We start from the raw sequence: 13,640 nt of genomic DNA on the forward strand, positions 1-13,640 counted from the left end.
CCGGCCCTCCCGCCGACCGGGCATCGTCGGAAGCAAGCGCTCGACACTGGCCATCGCCGTCCTCCCCGCGGTCGTCCTGATGGTCGGCTTCGTGGGCGTCCCCGCGATCCAGGGCATCCGGATCGCGTTCTCCGACTGGCGCGGATTCGGGCCAGTCGATTTCATCGGCTTCGGCAACTTCGTCGACGCCTTCAACAACACCCCCTTTCTTGGCTCGCTGGGCACCACCGCGATCTACTCGCTGTCGAGCATGGTCGGCATCGTGGTGCTGGCCACGCTGCTCGCCGTCGCGGTCAGCTCGCGCATGAAGGGCTCGCCCTTCTACCGGGTGGTCTGGTTCCTGCCGGCATCGCCCCGGTGGCCGCCGCCGGTGTCTTCTGGTCGGTGGCCTTCCAGCCGCGCACCGGAATCGTCAACGTCTTCCTCGGCGCCATCGGCCTCGGCAGCAATCACGCCTGGCTCGCCAGCGAGAACCTGTCGATCTACCCCACGATCTTCGTCACCATCTGGGCGAACGTCGGGTTCGCCTTCCTCCTGCTGCTCGGGGCGGTCGAGCAGATCCCGATCTCGACCTACGAGGCGGCCAGGATCGACGGTGCCAGCGCGGTCCGGACGTTCTTCTCGATCACTCTTCCGCTTATCCGGCCGGTGCTCGCCGTCACGGCCATCCTCGAGTTGATCTTCCAGTTCAACGGCTTCACGATCATCTTCGCGATGACGCAGGGCGGGCCCGGGTACGCCACCAGCGTGCTGCCCGTGCTCGTCTACAAGGAGGCCTTCCAGCAGGTCAACTTCGGGCTCGCGAGCGCGATGGCCGTCATGGGCGGGGCGATCCTCATCGTCGTCGGCCTCGTGAGCATCCGGCTCAGCCGGTCGAAGCAAGAGGAGAAGATCTGATGCTGAAGCGACGCCTGGGGCTCACCGTCGGGCAGATCCTGCTCATCGCCTGGACCCTGCTCACCCTGCTGCCCTTCCTGCTCATCGCCGTCTCGTCGCTCCGCGACAACGCGGGGCTGTTCAACTATCCGCTGGGCATCGGCGGGACCTACCACGCGAGCAACTACGCCACCGCCTGGAAGGGCCCGAGCGGCACGACCGGCATGGTGACGTACTTCCGCAACACGGGGCTCGCTGCCGTGGTGGCGCTGCTCGTCACCCTCACGTTCGGCACGACGGCGGCCTACTTCGCGACGAAGCTGAGCCAGCGGTCACGGTCGGCTTTCCTCGCCGTCTTCCTCGGCGGTCAGGTCGTGCCGTTCGTGCTGATCCTGGTGCCGTACTTCCAGGTCTTCAACGCCCTGTCGATCCTGAGCAACCCGGCTGCTCTCGGCGTCGCCTATGGCGTGCTCACGCTGCCGACGACGGTGCTGGTGCTCAACTCCTTCTTCACCGACTTCCCGCAGGAGCTGATCGAGGCGGCGACGGTCGACGGCCTGGGAGAGTTCTCGGCCTACCTGCGCATCGTGCTGCCGCTCTCGAAGGGCGCCATCACCGCCGTCGGCATGCTCGCTCTCATCTACGTCTGGGGTGAGGCCCAGCTGGGCGTCGTCCTGCTGCAGTCGCCGCAGTCGCAGACGGTCACCGTCGGCCTCCTCGGGTTCCAGGGGCAGTTCACATCCGACCTGGGGCCGCTGTTCGCAGGGCTCAGCATCGCCTCGATCCCCGTCATAGTCATCTACCTGATCTTCAATCGCTTCATCACCAAGGGAATCGCTCTCGGCGGGGTGTTCCGGTGACCTCGGCCGGCCTCATTCTTTCGGGGCGACGACCGTGATGACCGCCGAGTCGTCGGCGGTGGCGAGGCCGGCCGCGGCCCCCATCAGGAACAGCTGCTCGGCGGCCGATGCGACCGGTGTCGGCAGCCCCAGGCCCTTGGCCGACCGTGTGACGATCCCCAGATCCTTCACGAAGATGTCGAGGCGGCTCAGCACCTCGGCGCCGGCGTCGTCGTAGGCCTCGAGCATGCGAGGCCCACGGTTCGCGAGCATGAACGACTCGGCAGCCCCGGTGGAGAGAGTGGCGAGCACGCTCGGCACGTCGAGGCCGAGGCGACCGGCGAGGGCGAGCGCCTCGGTGGCGGCTGCGATGTGCACGCCGCAGAGCAGCTGGTTGACCGTCTTGAACGCCTGCCCGGCCCCCGGGTGGTCGCCGACGATCGTCAGCGTCGAGGCCAGGAGGTCGAGCGCCGGCCGAGAGCGCTCGACCGCTGACGGGGTCGCCCCGACGACGACCAGGAGATCGCCCTCGCCGGCCCGGACCGGACCGCCGCTCAGAGGCGCATCGACGAGGCTTACCCCCCTCTCGTCGAGGCGGCTGGCGATCGACACGATGCCGTCCATTCCGACGGTGCTGGTCAGGATGACTACGCAGCCCCTCGGGAGCGCTTCGACGATGCCGTCGGCGCCGAACAGGGCCTCTTCGAGCTGGCTGGAGTCGCGGACGGCCAGAAGCACCGCGTCGACCCCCTGCGAGCATTCCACAGCGGATGCGAATGTCGTGATCCCGCGCGTCTCGGCGAGCGCCAGCCGATCCTCCGCGATGTCGAATCCGTGCACCGTCAGCCCGCTGGCGAGGCGGCTCGCCATCGGCAGGCCCATGGCCCCGAGGCCGATGACCCCGACCGTGTATTCGTGTTCGCTCATTCCGTCATTCCTTCTCTTCGTCTTCGGGACCACCGCGGCCGGTCGGCCGAGCGCTGAGGCGGTCGACGACGACCGCCAGAGAGTCGTCGTCGCCGACGTTTCCGGCGAAGACGACGAACGGCACCCCTCGGGCGGGCCCCTCCGCGGGCTGCCAGAGCGAGACGAGCCCGGGCAGGAGCGATCCGCGCACGATCGCACGCCGGATCCCGAGCCCTTCGGTGGCCACATCGCTCGACGTGATGCCGCCCTTCGCGACCACGAACCGCGGCGTGGTGATCTCACTGACGCCTCGAACGACCGACACGACGAGCTCGGAGACCCGGCGTGCGAGCCGCAGGCTCTCGTCGGCATCGGCGCCGCGGATGAGGCTGCGGCTGGTGAAGAGCACTACGTCACCGCGGGTCAGCGCGTCGGCCACGCTCGCCGAGATGGTCGCTGCGTAGTCGGCCGCGTCGGAATCCGCCGTCGCCGCATCGAGCTCGACGGCGGTGAGATCGGGGCGCGCCGCGATGAGCCGCGCCAGCTGCCGCGTGGTGAGCTCGACATGCGAGCCGACCACGATCAGGCCGCCGCGATCGTCGGTGCTGAGCCCGGCCAGCTGGGCTTCCGTCAGGGGCCCGGCCGCGCCCTGTCCGATCCGCGCACGGACGAACGGCGGGCCGACCCGGTAGAGGAACACCTTGCCGGCGGCCTCCGCGCGAGCGAGCCCGGCCGCCACCACGCGAAGGTCGTCGTCGGTCACCGCGTCGACGACGACGGGCGACCCGCCGTCGACCTGCGACAGAAGGGCGGCGACAGCCGCCGGGCCGTGGCGAACGACACCGAGGCCGAGCCGCACGACGGCGCCGGCGGCATAGCGGCCACCCGACTTCTCGGCCACCCAGTCGGCCAGATCGGAGTGCGTGTACCCGAACGTCGCGTCGCGGGCGTAGTCGGTCGCTGCCACCTCGACCATCTCGGATCCTGCCCGCACGTAGTGGACCCCGTCGACGGTGATCCTGCCCGCGTCGGGGAAGGCGGGCACGATCAGGATGCCGTCGACCGTCGTGCCGCGCTCGTGTCGCAGCGTCTCGGCGATGACGTCGGTCTCGAGCGGGAAGTGCCCCCGCAGGGTCGAATCGCTGCGGCTGACGAAGGCCAGTCGGCGGGTGCCGCCGACCGCCAGGGCGTGACGGACGACTTCGGCGTCGCGCGCTGCCGCGGCCGCAGGATCGAGGCTGCGCGTGTTGGTCAGCACGTAGACCGCCCGGGCCCCGCTCTCGAACGCCCACGTGAAGTCGGCGACGGCCCACGTCGTCAGCACCGGCAGGTCGCGGACGGACTGCGTGCCGGTCGGGTCGTCGTCGAGCACGACGAAGACCGCACCGTCGTCGTCGAGAGTGGCGCTCTCGTCACCCGTCAGGAACCTCTCGGGGGGTTGCCCGAGAAGAAGCTCGTGTTCGTCCATGATCACCCTTTGATCGAATAGAACTGATGTATTTGCAAATTCAAGTCAAACTCGCCCCGATTTCCGCCGCACAGAGTGCCTCTCACCAGGATTGATCATATGTCTATACTAACAAGCACGTCATCTGAAGAAAGGCCTCCGATGCAGACTCGCACGACGAGAACCGGTCTGGCTCTCACCGAGCTCGGCTTCGGCGGGGCTCCCCTGGGCAATCTCTACACCGAGGTGACCGACGAGGAGGCCGCAGGTGCCGTTGAAGCCGCCTGGGAGAGCGGCGTCCGCTACTTCGACACGGCACCGCACTACGGTGTCGGGCTCAGTGAGCGGCGCCTGGGTGCACTTCTCGCGCGATACCCCCGCGACGAGTACTTCCTGTCGACGAAGGTCGGACGACTGCTCGCCGCCGACCCTGGCGCGACCGGTCGAGACGGGCAGGGCTTCGACGTGCCGGCGACGACGAAACGGGTCTGGGGCTTCAGCCGCGACGGCGTCCTTCGCTCGGTCGACGAGAGCCTCGAGCGCCTCGGCCTCGACCGGATCGACATCCTCTACGTGCACGACCCCGACGACCACTACCTCGAGGCGTCTCTCGAAGCCGTGCCGGCCCTCGTCGAACTGCGCGAGCAGGGCGTGGTCAGCACCATCGGGGTCGGCATGAACCAGACCGAGCTGCCGGCTCGGTTCATCCGCGAGACCGATGTCGACCTGGTCATGCTGGCCGGCCGCTACACGCTCCTCGACCAGAGCGGTCTCGACGAGCTGCTGCCCCTGGCCGAGGAGCGCGGCGTCGGCATCGTCGCCGCCGGCGTCTACAACTCGGGGCTGCTGGCGACGGACCGCCCGACGACCGACGCCAAGTACGACTACGAAGACGCGCCGGAAGACCTCGTCTCGCGCGCCCACCTTCTGGCCGACATCGCCGAATCGCACGGCGCAACCCTTCCCGAGGCGGCCGTCGCATTCCCGCTCCGCCACCCCTCCGTGCTCTCGGTCGTTCTCGGGGCCCGCGACGCGGCGCAGGTGACGAGCAACGTCGGGCGCTACCGAGCTCCCCTGCCACAAGAGCTGTGGGACGACCTGATCACCCAGGGCTTCATCGCCGAACGCCCTGCGAGCAAGGAGACGAAATGACGAAGATCACCGGAGCGACCGTCTACGACGTGCGGTTCCCCACCTCGAAGAGCATGGACGGCTCGGACGCCATGAACAAGGACGGCGACTACTCGGCGGCCTACGTGGTGCTGCACACCGACGATCCGGCCCTCTCTGGGTTCGGTTTCACGTTCACGATCGGCCGGGGCAACGACATCTGCGTGCTCGCCGCCCAGCAGCGGGCGCTCCCCTCGTCGGTCGCGACGTCGACGAGATGGTGGCCGATCTCGGCGGCGTCTACCGCGGTCTCAAGTCGGACTCGCAGTTGCGCTGGCTCGGCCCGGAGAAAGGCGTCGAGCACCTGGCGATGGCGGCCGTCATGAACGCCGTCTGGGATCTCGCCGCCCGCCGGGCCGGGAAGCCGCTGTGGCGCCTCCTGGTCGACATGACGCCCGAGCAGCTCGTCGACGTGGCCGACCTCACCTACCTGTCGGACGTGCTCACGCGCGAGGAGGCGATCTCGATGCTCGAAGAACTCGCCCCCACCCGTGCCGAGCGCATCGCCCAGCTCGACCGCACCGGCTACCCCTGCTACACGACGAGTGCCGGCTGGCTCGGCTACTCCGACGAGAAGCTCCGGCGCCTCGCCCAGGAGGCCGTCGACGAAGGCTACTCGAACATCAAGCTGAAGGTGGGGGCGAACGTCGACGACGACATCCGGCGCCTCCGCATCGCCCGCGAGGTGGTCGGGCCCGACGCCAACATCATGATCGACGCCAACCAGGTGTGGGACGTGCCCGAGGCCATCGAGTGGGTGCTCAAGCTCAAGGAGTTCAAGCCGCTCTGGATCGAGGAGCCGACGAGCCCCGACGACATCCTGGGCCACGCCGCCGTGCGGCGCGCCGTCGCGCCCATCGGCGTCGCGACCGGCGAGCACGGCATGAACCGGGTGCTCTTCAAGCAGATGTTCCAGGCGGGGGCGATCGACTACTGCCAGCTCGACTCGGCGCGGCTGGCGAGCATCAACGAGATCCTGGCCGTCTATCTGATGGCCAAGAAGTTCGACGTGCCGGTGTGCCCGCACGCCGGCGGGGTCGGGCTCTGCGAGCTCGTGCAGCACCTCTCGATCGTCGACTACGTCGCTCTCTCGGGCGACCTCGAGGGCAGGATCACCGAATACGTCGACCACCTCCACGAGCACTTCGTCGAGCCGTGCGTCGTCGCGAACGGGGCCTACGTGCTGCCGACCGCGCCGGGGTACAGCGCCGAGATGTTCCAGGAGAGCGTCGAGACCTACAGCTTTCCGAACGGCGCCTACTGGACCTCCGCCGAGGCGGGCACCCAGGTCGCCTGAGATGGCCGTCATCGACGCGCACCAGCACGTCTGGGATCTCTCGCGCTCACCCTACGCGTGGTTGACGTCGGCCCCCGACAGTCTGAATCGGACGATCGACTTCGACGCGGTCGTGCCCGAGCTGCGAGCGGCCGGCATCGATGCGACAGTGCTGGTGCAGGCCGACGACGACGCCGGCGACACCGCGCACATGCTCGAGGTCGCGGCCGCGCACCCGGAGGTGGTCGGTGTGGTCGCGTACGCGCCGCTGCACGAGCCTGCGAACGCCGCGCGCCGTCTCGAGTCGCTGCGCCAGGATCCGCTGGTGGTCGGCATCCGCAACCTCGTGCACGATCGGCCCGACCCCGACTGGCTGCTCCGCCCGGACGTCGACGAGAGTCTCGGCCTGCTCGAGGAGGCAGACGTGCCGTTCGATCTCGTCGGCGTCCTCCCCCGCCACCTCGAGATCATCCCGATCCTGTCGGAGCGGCACCCTCGCCTCCGGATGGTCGTCGACCACCTGAACAAGCCTCCGATCGGTCTGTCCGAGCGGGAGCCGTGGTGGTCGCTCATCGCCGCGGCGGCCGACAACCCGCTGGTGTCGGCGAAGGTCTCGGGGCTGTACTCGGCCACGGCCGACGGCGGCGCCTGGACCGTCGACCAGGTGCGGCCGTTCGTCGAGCGCGCGATCGAGCTGTTCGGCGCCGACCGGCTGATGTACGGAGGCGACTGGCCGGTCTCGGTGCCGAACGGCGGATATCAGCGCGTCTGGTCGGGGCTGTCGCAGATTCTCGCCGACGTCGACGCGGACGCACGACGGGCGATCCTCGGAACCACTGCGCAGAGCTTCTACGGAATCGCTCAGGCCCGCGTCGACGCCGCCGTCGCGCAGCGGATCACGACGAGTGGAGAGACGCCACCGACCCTCCGATGACGAGCCTCCCCGGGAGGGTGACCACGGAGGGCTCCCAGGAGTCATTCTGCTCGCCGCTGAGGCGCGCGCTCATGAGGGCGGCTGCCTCCCGGGCGATCGCCTCGAGGGGCTGGATCACGACGGTGAGCGGCGGGCGTGCGACCTGCGCGAGCTCCGTGCTGTCGAAGCCGATGAACGACATGTCGTTCGGGATGCGGAGCCCCGACTCGTTGAGAGCGATCAGCGCGCCGAGGGTGAGCTCGTAGTTGGCGCAGAAAACGGCCGTGGGGCGGTCGCGCAGGGCCAGGAAGGCCTGCATGGCGGCGTGGCCCGAATCAACGGTGAGCGGCCCCGACGACACGAGGACGTCGGCCGGAGACAGCCCTCGGTCGGCGAGAGCGCTCTCGAACCCGGCCGCCCGCTCGCGCATGGTCGAGATATCCTCGAGCCCGCCGACCATCGCGATCCGTCGGTGGCCGTGGTCGGCGAGGTGGCGCGCGGCCATGGCCCCTGCCCCGACGTTGTCGAGCACTACGGCGTCGGCCGTGAGCCGGTCGACGACCCAGTCGACCATCACGACGGGCACGCCCCGGTCGGCGACCCCGCGAAGCGCGTCGACGACGTTGGCCGACGGCACGGCGATGATGCCGTCGACCATCTTGCTCATCATGAGGTCGACGGCGTCGTTGCGGGGGCGCCCGCCGGCGTGGCTCGACGACACGAGGACGCTGACGCCCTCGCCGCCGAGAGCCTGCTCGACCCCGGCGATGATCGAGAGGTGGAAGTCGTTGTCGAGCTCGGGCAGCAGGACGCCCACGGTGCGCGACCGTCGGGCACGCAGGTTGCGCGCGAAGCCGTTGATACGGAATCCCAGCCTCTCGGCGGCCTCCTCGATCGCCGCGCGGTTCTCGTCGAGCACGGTGCGGCCGTTGTAGTACTTCGAGATCGTGGACAGCGACAGCCCGGTGGCCTGCTGGATGTCCTTGTAGGTGGCCATGACGTCTCAGGATGCCGGATGCGCCGCGGCCTCGTCGACGGCGCGCGCAACGGGCCGCGCATCGGCTTCGTACCCCTGCCAGCCGGGGATCGTCCCGTCGACGTCCCAGAGATCGAGCCACGAGCGCGACCCCGGCCAGAGGAAGACCTGCCCCTTGATGAGTCGGTTGTTGCGCTCGACCGAGCGCATGGCCTCGATCTCGGCCGGGGTCAGTGGATCGTCCACGACCGCCGCGAGGTTGGCCCGATACTGGCTCTCTTTGACCGAGAAGGGGATGGGGATCTGCCCCCGGGCGACGGCCCACTTCAGGCAGACGAGAGCGGGGTGGATGCCGTGCGCCTCGGCGATGCGCCTCACGACGGGATGGTCCAAGTCGACGAGATCACCCTCGGTGCGGTCTCGTTCGGGCCGCGACGGCGAGCCGAGCGGAGAGTAGCCGACGGGCTGGATGCCCTGGTCGACGGCGTACCGGAAGAGCTCGGGCTGCTGGAAGCCGGGGTGCAGCTCCATCTCGATGAGCGCGGGCCGGGTCTCGACGTCGCGCAGGATCAACCGGAGCTTCGGCAGGGTGACGTTCGAGACGCCCAGGTGCCTGACGACCCCTTCGGCGACGAGCGCCTCGAGAGCCCGCCAGGTGGCGAGGAACTCGTCGTGCAGGTAGGGCCGGGCGTGGGGGTCCCGGGCGTCGGCGTCGGCCATCGGCGCATGCGAGTTCGGGAAGGGCCAGTGCACGAACACGGCGTCGAGATGGTCGAGCCGCAGGTCGGCGAAGGATCGTCGCACCGAGGCCCGAGCGTCCTCCGGCGAGTGGGCGTCGTTCCACACTTTCGACATGACGAACAGGTCGTCGCGGTCGAGGCCCCCGCGGAGTGCATCCTGCAGCACCGCGCCGACCTGGGCTTCGTTGCCGTAGACGGCCGCGCAGTCGATCAGGCGGTAACCCGCCCGCAGGCCGCCGGCGACCGCTGCGGCCACCTGGTCGGGCCCGTAGGTGTCCGAGCCGAACGTGCCCATGCCGATGGCGGGGATACGAGCGCCGGATGCCAGGGCGAGCGTGGGCACCCGCGACGGATCGACGCTCGCGCACTGCTCTGCCGGAATGGACCCCATCGAACGACCTCTCGACCCCGCACGCCGCCACGGCGAAACGTTTCGCCCTCGAGTGTAGGGAGGCCCGTGAGAGCAGTCAAGCGAGCGTGTCGCGCGAGTCAGCGTTCGACGAGGTACACGTGGGTGAGCACCATGACCGTCTCGCCGTGCTGGTTGGTCGTCGTGACGAGCTCGTCGACGAATCCGTACCTCTCGGGCTGCTTCGGATGCGGGCGAACGGCAGTGATCGCGGCGGTCGAGGTGATCGTGTCACCGATGAACACGGGGGCGACGAACCGCACCCGGTCGTAGCCGTAGCTCATGGCACGGGGGTTGATGTCGCCGGCCGTCATGCCGACGGCCACCGACAGGACGAGCGTGCCGTGCGCGATCCTGCGACCGAACGGCTGGGTGGCGGCCCACTCGGCGTCCATGTGGTGAGGGTAGAGGTCGCCCGTCTGGCCGGCGTGCAGCACGATGTCGGCCTCGGTGATGGTGCGGCCGGTCGTCCGCCGCTCGTCGCCGACCTCGTAGTCGTCGAACCGTCGCTCTGCAACCTGCACGGGGCCTCCTTCTGCCGGGTGCCAGCCAAGCTAGCCAGCGTGAGCCCCTCAGTCAATCGATTGAGCACTTTCTGGGCAACTCTGCGCAAACGATTGACCATCACGACTCGACTTCGTAGCATCGATGCCACGAGCACCGACGACGAGGCGGAAGGGCGACACGATGGCGACCGAGATCGACCTGCCCCTCGAAGGCGTCCTGGTGCTCGACTTCAGCCAGTTCCTCGCCGGCCCGGTCGCCGCCATGCGTCTCGCCGACCTGGGTGCGCGGGTGATCAAGATCGAGCGGCCGGTCACCGGCGACATCGGCCGCACCCTGGCCTTCGCCGGCGCCCGGGCCGACGGCGACACGCTCTCGTTCCACGCCATGAACCGCAACAAGGAGGGCGTGACCGCCGACCTCAAGGACGCCGACGACCTCGCACGGGTGCGCTCGCTCGTCGAGAAGGCCGACGTGCTCATCCAGAACTTCCGCCCCGGCGTGATGGAGCGGATCGGTCTCGACTGGGCCACGGTGAAAGACCTCAACCCGCGGCTCGTCTACGCCAGCGCCTCGGGGTTCGGCGAAGAGGGCCCGTGGAAGCACCGCCCCGGGCAGGATCTCCTCGCTCAAGCGGTCACCGGCCTGCCCTGGCTCAATGGCTCACGCGACGACGGCCCCGTGCCGATGGGCCTCTCGATCGCCGATCACCTCACCAGCTGCCACCTCGCCGAAGGCGTGACCGCGCTGCTCTTCCGCCGCGAGCGCACCGGCCGGGGCGGCCTCGTTCAGACGAGCCTGCTGGAGGCCATGCTCGACCTGCAGTTCGAGTTGCTCACGACGAAGCTCAACGACGACTCCATCCACGTCCGGCGAGGCGGCCCGCACTCGGCGCACGCGTTCTTATCGGCGCCGTACGGCACGTACCCGACGGCGGACGGCCACATCGCACTCGCGATGAACCCGGTCGACCGCATCGGGGGCCTCCTGGCACTCCCCGAGCTCGAGGCGCTCACCGACCCGGAGGCGTGGTGGGGGCAACAGGATCGCATCGAGGCGGTTCTGGCAGACTGCTTCCGTGGCGAGACGACCGACCACTGGCTCGGCATCCTGGATGCCGCCGACGTCTGGTGCGCGCCCGTTCTCACGCTCGACGAGCTGATCGAGCACGACGGCTTCCGGTCGATCGGCATGACGCAGGAGATCGTCCGCGACGCTTCGCTCACGCGCGACGGCGAAGAACTGACACTGCGTACGACGCGCAGCCCGATCCGCATCGACGGGCAGCCGCTCCGGGCCGCGTCGGCCGCGCCGCTGCTCGGGCAGCACGACGCCGCGGTCGCGAAGGAGTTCTTCGCGTGAGCACTCTGCGCGGCATCACCTGGGAGCACCCCCGCGGCCTCGACTGCTTCGTCGCAGCCTCGGCCGTGTACTCCGAGGCGCATCCCGGCACGACGATCGAGTGGGCCGCGCGGTCGCTGCAGGCCTTCGCCGACGCCCCCCTCGAGACGCTGGCGCGAGAGTACGACCTGCTCGTGATCGACCATCCGCACGTCCCTGTTGCCGCTCGCGACGGCCTCCTGATGACACTGGACGGGCGCAACCACGACGACGATCTCGAGCTGCTCGCCGAGCAGTCGGTGGGTCGATCGCATGCGAGCTACGCGTCGGGCGGCCACCAGTACGGCCTGGCGACCGACGCTGCGGCGCAGGTCTCGGCGTCGCGTCCCGACCTCATCGCGCGCCCTCCCGACGACTGGGACGGCGTGCTCGAGCTGGCTCGCGAGGGGCGTGTGCTCTGGCCGGCGAAGCCGATCGACGCTCTCTCCAGCCTCATCACCATCGCGGGAGCGCACGGGGCGTCGCCGGTCGACGAGCCAGGTGTCTTCCTGCGCCGCGAGAAGCTGCTCGAGGCTCTCGACCTGATGCACCGGCTGGCCGACGCCGTGCCCGCCGACTGTCTCGCCCAGAACCCTATCGAGGTGGCCGAGGCCCTCGCGCACTCCGATCGGCACTGCTACGCGCCGCTGCTCTTCGGCTACAGCAACTACGCCCGCGCGGGCTTTCGCGGCAATCGCCTGCGGTACCACGACGCCCCGGCGGGGCCAGACGGTATCGCCGGCTCGCTGCTCGGCGGGGCCGGCATCGCCGTCTCCGGTGCGACGCCCCACGAGCGCGAGGCGCTCGACTTCGCGTTCTGGGTGGCCTCCGCCGAAGCCCAGCGGGGCTCGTACTTCGACGCCGGCGGCCAGCCGGGCAACGCCGAGGCGTGGGACGACGACCGTGCCAACGGCCTCACCCTCGACTTCTTCCGCGACACGTGGGAGACCCTCGATCGCGCCTGGGTGCGCCCGTCGACCACGGGGTGGCTGGCCTTTCAGGATCTCGTGGCCCCGTGGGTGACCGAGGCGCTGGCGCGGGAGCTGAGCGACGACGAGCTCGGCAGGCGTCTCGACGAGGCGGCCGCCGAGCTGCTGCTCGTCGCTGAGAGAGCAGGATCCTGATGGCCGTGACCCTGAGCGACGTCGCCGAGAAGGCGGGCGTCTCGGTCTCGGCCGTCTCGCGTGTGCTGACCAATGCGCCCTCGGCCCGGGTCGGCCAGGCCACGCGCGAGCGCATCGAGGAGGCGGCACGCGAGCTCGGCTACCGCCCGAACTTCGCGGGGCGCGCCCTGAAGTTCTCGCGGTCGAACGTCGTGGCCATGGTGGTGCCGGATCTGACCAACGCCATCTTCAGCGAGCTGATGCGCGGGGTCGAGGACGCGGGCATCGAGCACGACCACCTCGTGCTGCTCGGGCGGAGCGAAGACATGCAGCCCGGCGGCCCCACGCTGACCAAGCTGATCGGCGAGGGCCGCGTCGACGGCATGCTGCTGCAGGCGAGCGACGAGATCTACCCGCGCGAGATCGAGGCGCTGCTCGACAGCGAGTCACCCGTCGTCTTCATCAACTCGATCCGGGGCGCGGGCCGCTCGTCGGTCTCGCTGCCCGACCGCGAGGGCGCTCGCGTCGCGACCCGCGCCCTTCTCGACCTGGGGCACCGCGACATCGCCTTCGTCGGTGGCACGCCCTTCGCCGGCACCGCGCTCCCCCGCGAGCGTGGCTTCCGCGACGAGCTCGCGGCGGCAGGCATCGACACGCGCGACGAGTGGGTCACCGACCTCGGCTACACGGCCGTGCAGGGCCGGGCCGCCCTGCAGCAGCTCTGGTCGTTGCCCCGGCACCCGACCGCCGTCGTCGTGGCCAACCTCAACGCCGCCATCGGGCTGCTCGCCGAGGCCCGCCAGGTCGGCGTGAACGTGCCCGACGACCTCTCGGTGATCGCGATCCACGACGCCTGGACGGCCGAGAACACCTCACCGGCGCTGACGACGGTGCGCATGCCCCTGTACGAGCTGGGGCGCGCCGGGCTCGAAGCGCTGCTCGGCGCGATGTCCGGGCAGGAGGCACGCGACGAGACGATCTCCGATCCTGAGCCGCTGCTCGTCGCTCGCGACTCGACCCGGGCTCTCCGTCGCCCCCTCCACCGAACACCCCGATCGACCTGACCCCTGGCCGACAGCCGCGGCTTTCGGCGACCAGCAC

At 69.7% G+C, this 13,640-nt stretch carries 12 protein-coding genes and 1 pseudogene; 8 read left to right on the forward strand and 5 right to left on the reverse strand.

Going from position 1 to position 13,640, the window contains the following annotated elements; all coding sequences use genetic code 11:
* Window positions 1–357 precede the first annotated feature (357 nt).
* Together AX769_RS17430 and AX769_RS17435 are read left to right on the forward strand one after the other, a co-directional pair.
* Window positions 358–897, forward strand: coding sequence for a carbohydrate ABC transporter permease (locus AX769_RS17430; protein ID WP_204249232.1), 540 nt, complete (start codon window positions 358–360; stop codon window positions 895–897).
* Complete coding sequence (locus AX769_RS17435; RefSeq protein WP_066281866.1) at window positions 897–1,736, forward strand: carbohydrate ABC transporter permease; 840 nt, start codon at window positions 897–899, stop codon at window positions 1,734–1,736. Before AX769_RS17430 ends, AX769_RS17435 begins: the two co-directional genes overlap by 1 nt.
* Before the next feature lie 12 nt (window positions 1,737–1,748).
* Here AX769_RS17435 and AX769_RS17440 read toward each other — a convergent pair whose 3' ends face one another.
* Window positions 1,749–2,642: an NAD(P)-dependent oxidoreductase gene (locus tag AX769_RS17440; RefSeq protein WP_066281867.1), complete on the reverse strand. Its 894-nt coding sequence runs from the start codon at window positions 2,640–2,642 to the stop codon at window positions 1,749–1,751.
* A 4-nt stretch (window positions 2,643–2,646) separates the two neighbouring features.
* Window positions 2,647–4,089 (reverse strand): four-carbon acid sugar kinase family protein, encoded by a 1,443-nt coding sequence (locus tag AX769_RS17445; protein ID WP_082763903.1) that lies wholly within the window; start codon window positions 4,087–4,089, stop codon window positions 2,647–2,649.
* Window positions 4,090–4,230: 141 nt separating this feature from the next.
* Between AX769_RS17445 and AX769_RS17450 the strand changes: the two genes are divergently transcribed.
* From AX769_RS17450 to AX769_RS17460, 3 genes and pseudogenes are all read left to right on the forward strand, one after another.
* On the forward strand, window positions 4,231–5,220 hold the full coding sequence (locus AX769_RS17450; protein ID WP_066281868.1) for an aldo/keto reductase: 990 nt from the start codon (window positions 4,231–4,233) through the stop codon (window positions 5,218–5,220).
* Window positions 5,217–6,535: pseudogene (locus tag AX769_RS17455) on the forward strand (L-fuconate dehydratase). Before AX769_RS17450 ends, AX769_RS17455 begins: the two are co-directional and overlap by 4 nt.
* Before the next feature lies 1 nt (window position 6,536).
* Complete coding sequence (locus tag AX769_RS17460) at window positions 6,537–7,448, forward strand: amidohydrolase (RefSeq protein WP_066281870.1); 912 nt, start codon at window positions 6,537–6,539, stop codon at window positions 7,446–7,448.
* On the opposite strand, the gene AX769_RS17465 is transcribed toward AX769_RS17460, so the two are convergent.
* From AX769_RS17465 to AX769_RS17475, 3 genes are all read right to left on the reverse strand, one after another.
* On the reverse strand, window positions 7,411–8,424 hold the full coding sequence (locus AX769_RS17465) for a LacI family DNA-binding transcriptional regulator (RefSeq protein WP_066281871.1): 1,014 nt from the start codon (window positions 8,422–8,424) through the stop codon (window positions 7,411–7,413). The two genes, AX769_RS17460 and AX769_RS17465, sit on opposite strands and share 38 nt — an antisense overlap.
* Window positions 8,425–8,430: 6 nt before the next feature.
* Complete coding sequence (locus AX769_RS17470; protein ID WP_066281873.1) at window positions 8,431–9,534, reverse strand: aldo/keto reductase; 1,104 nt, start codon at window positions 9,532–9,534, stop codon at window positions 8,431–8,433.
* A gap of 98 nt (window positions 9,535–9,632) precedes the next feature.
* Window positions 9,633–10,076: a MaoC/PaaZ C-terminal domain-containing protein gene (locus AX769_RS17475; RefSeq protein ID WP_066281874.1), complete on the reverse strand. Its 444-nt coding sequence runs from the start codon at window positions 10,074–10,076 to the stop codon at window positions 9,633–9,635.
* 163 nt (window positions 10,077–10,239) lie between these two features.
* On the opposite strand from AX769_RS17475, the gene AX769_RS17480 reads away from it, so the two are divergent.
* The 3 genes from AX769_RS17480 to AX769_RS17490 are packed head-to-tail and all read left to right on the forward strand — an operon-like array spanning window position 10,240 to window position 13,603.
* Window positions 10,240–11,418, forward strand: a complete 1,179-nt coding sequence (locus tag AX769_RS17480) for a CaiB/BaiF CoA-transferase family protein (RefSeq protein WP_066281876.1) — start codon at window positions 10,240–10,242, stop codon at window positions 11,416–11,418.
* A complete protein-coding gene (locus AX769_RS17485; protein WP_066281877.1) occupies window positions 11,415–12,560 on the forward strand; it encodes an extracellular solute-binding protein in 1,146 nt (381 codons plus the stop codon). The genes AX769_RS17480 and AX769_RS17485 overlap by 4 nt, the downstream gene beginning before the upstream one ends.
* On the forward strand, window positions 12,560–13,603 hold the full coding sequence (locus AX769_RS17490; RefSeq protein WP_066281878.1) for a LacI family DNA-binding transcriptional regulator: 1,044 nt from the start codon (window positions 12,560–12,562) through the stop codon (window positions 13,601–13,603). Before AX769_RS17485 ends, AX769_RS17490 begins: the two co-directional genes overlap by 1 nt.
* The last annotated feature ends 37 nt before the right edge of the window (window positions 13,604–13,640 follow it).

This window comes from Frondihabitans sp. PAMC 28766 (assembly GCF_001577365.1).
GTDB lineage: Bacteria > Actinomycetota > Actinomycetes > Actinomycetales > Microbacteriaceae > Frondihabitans.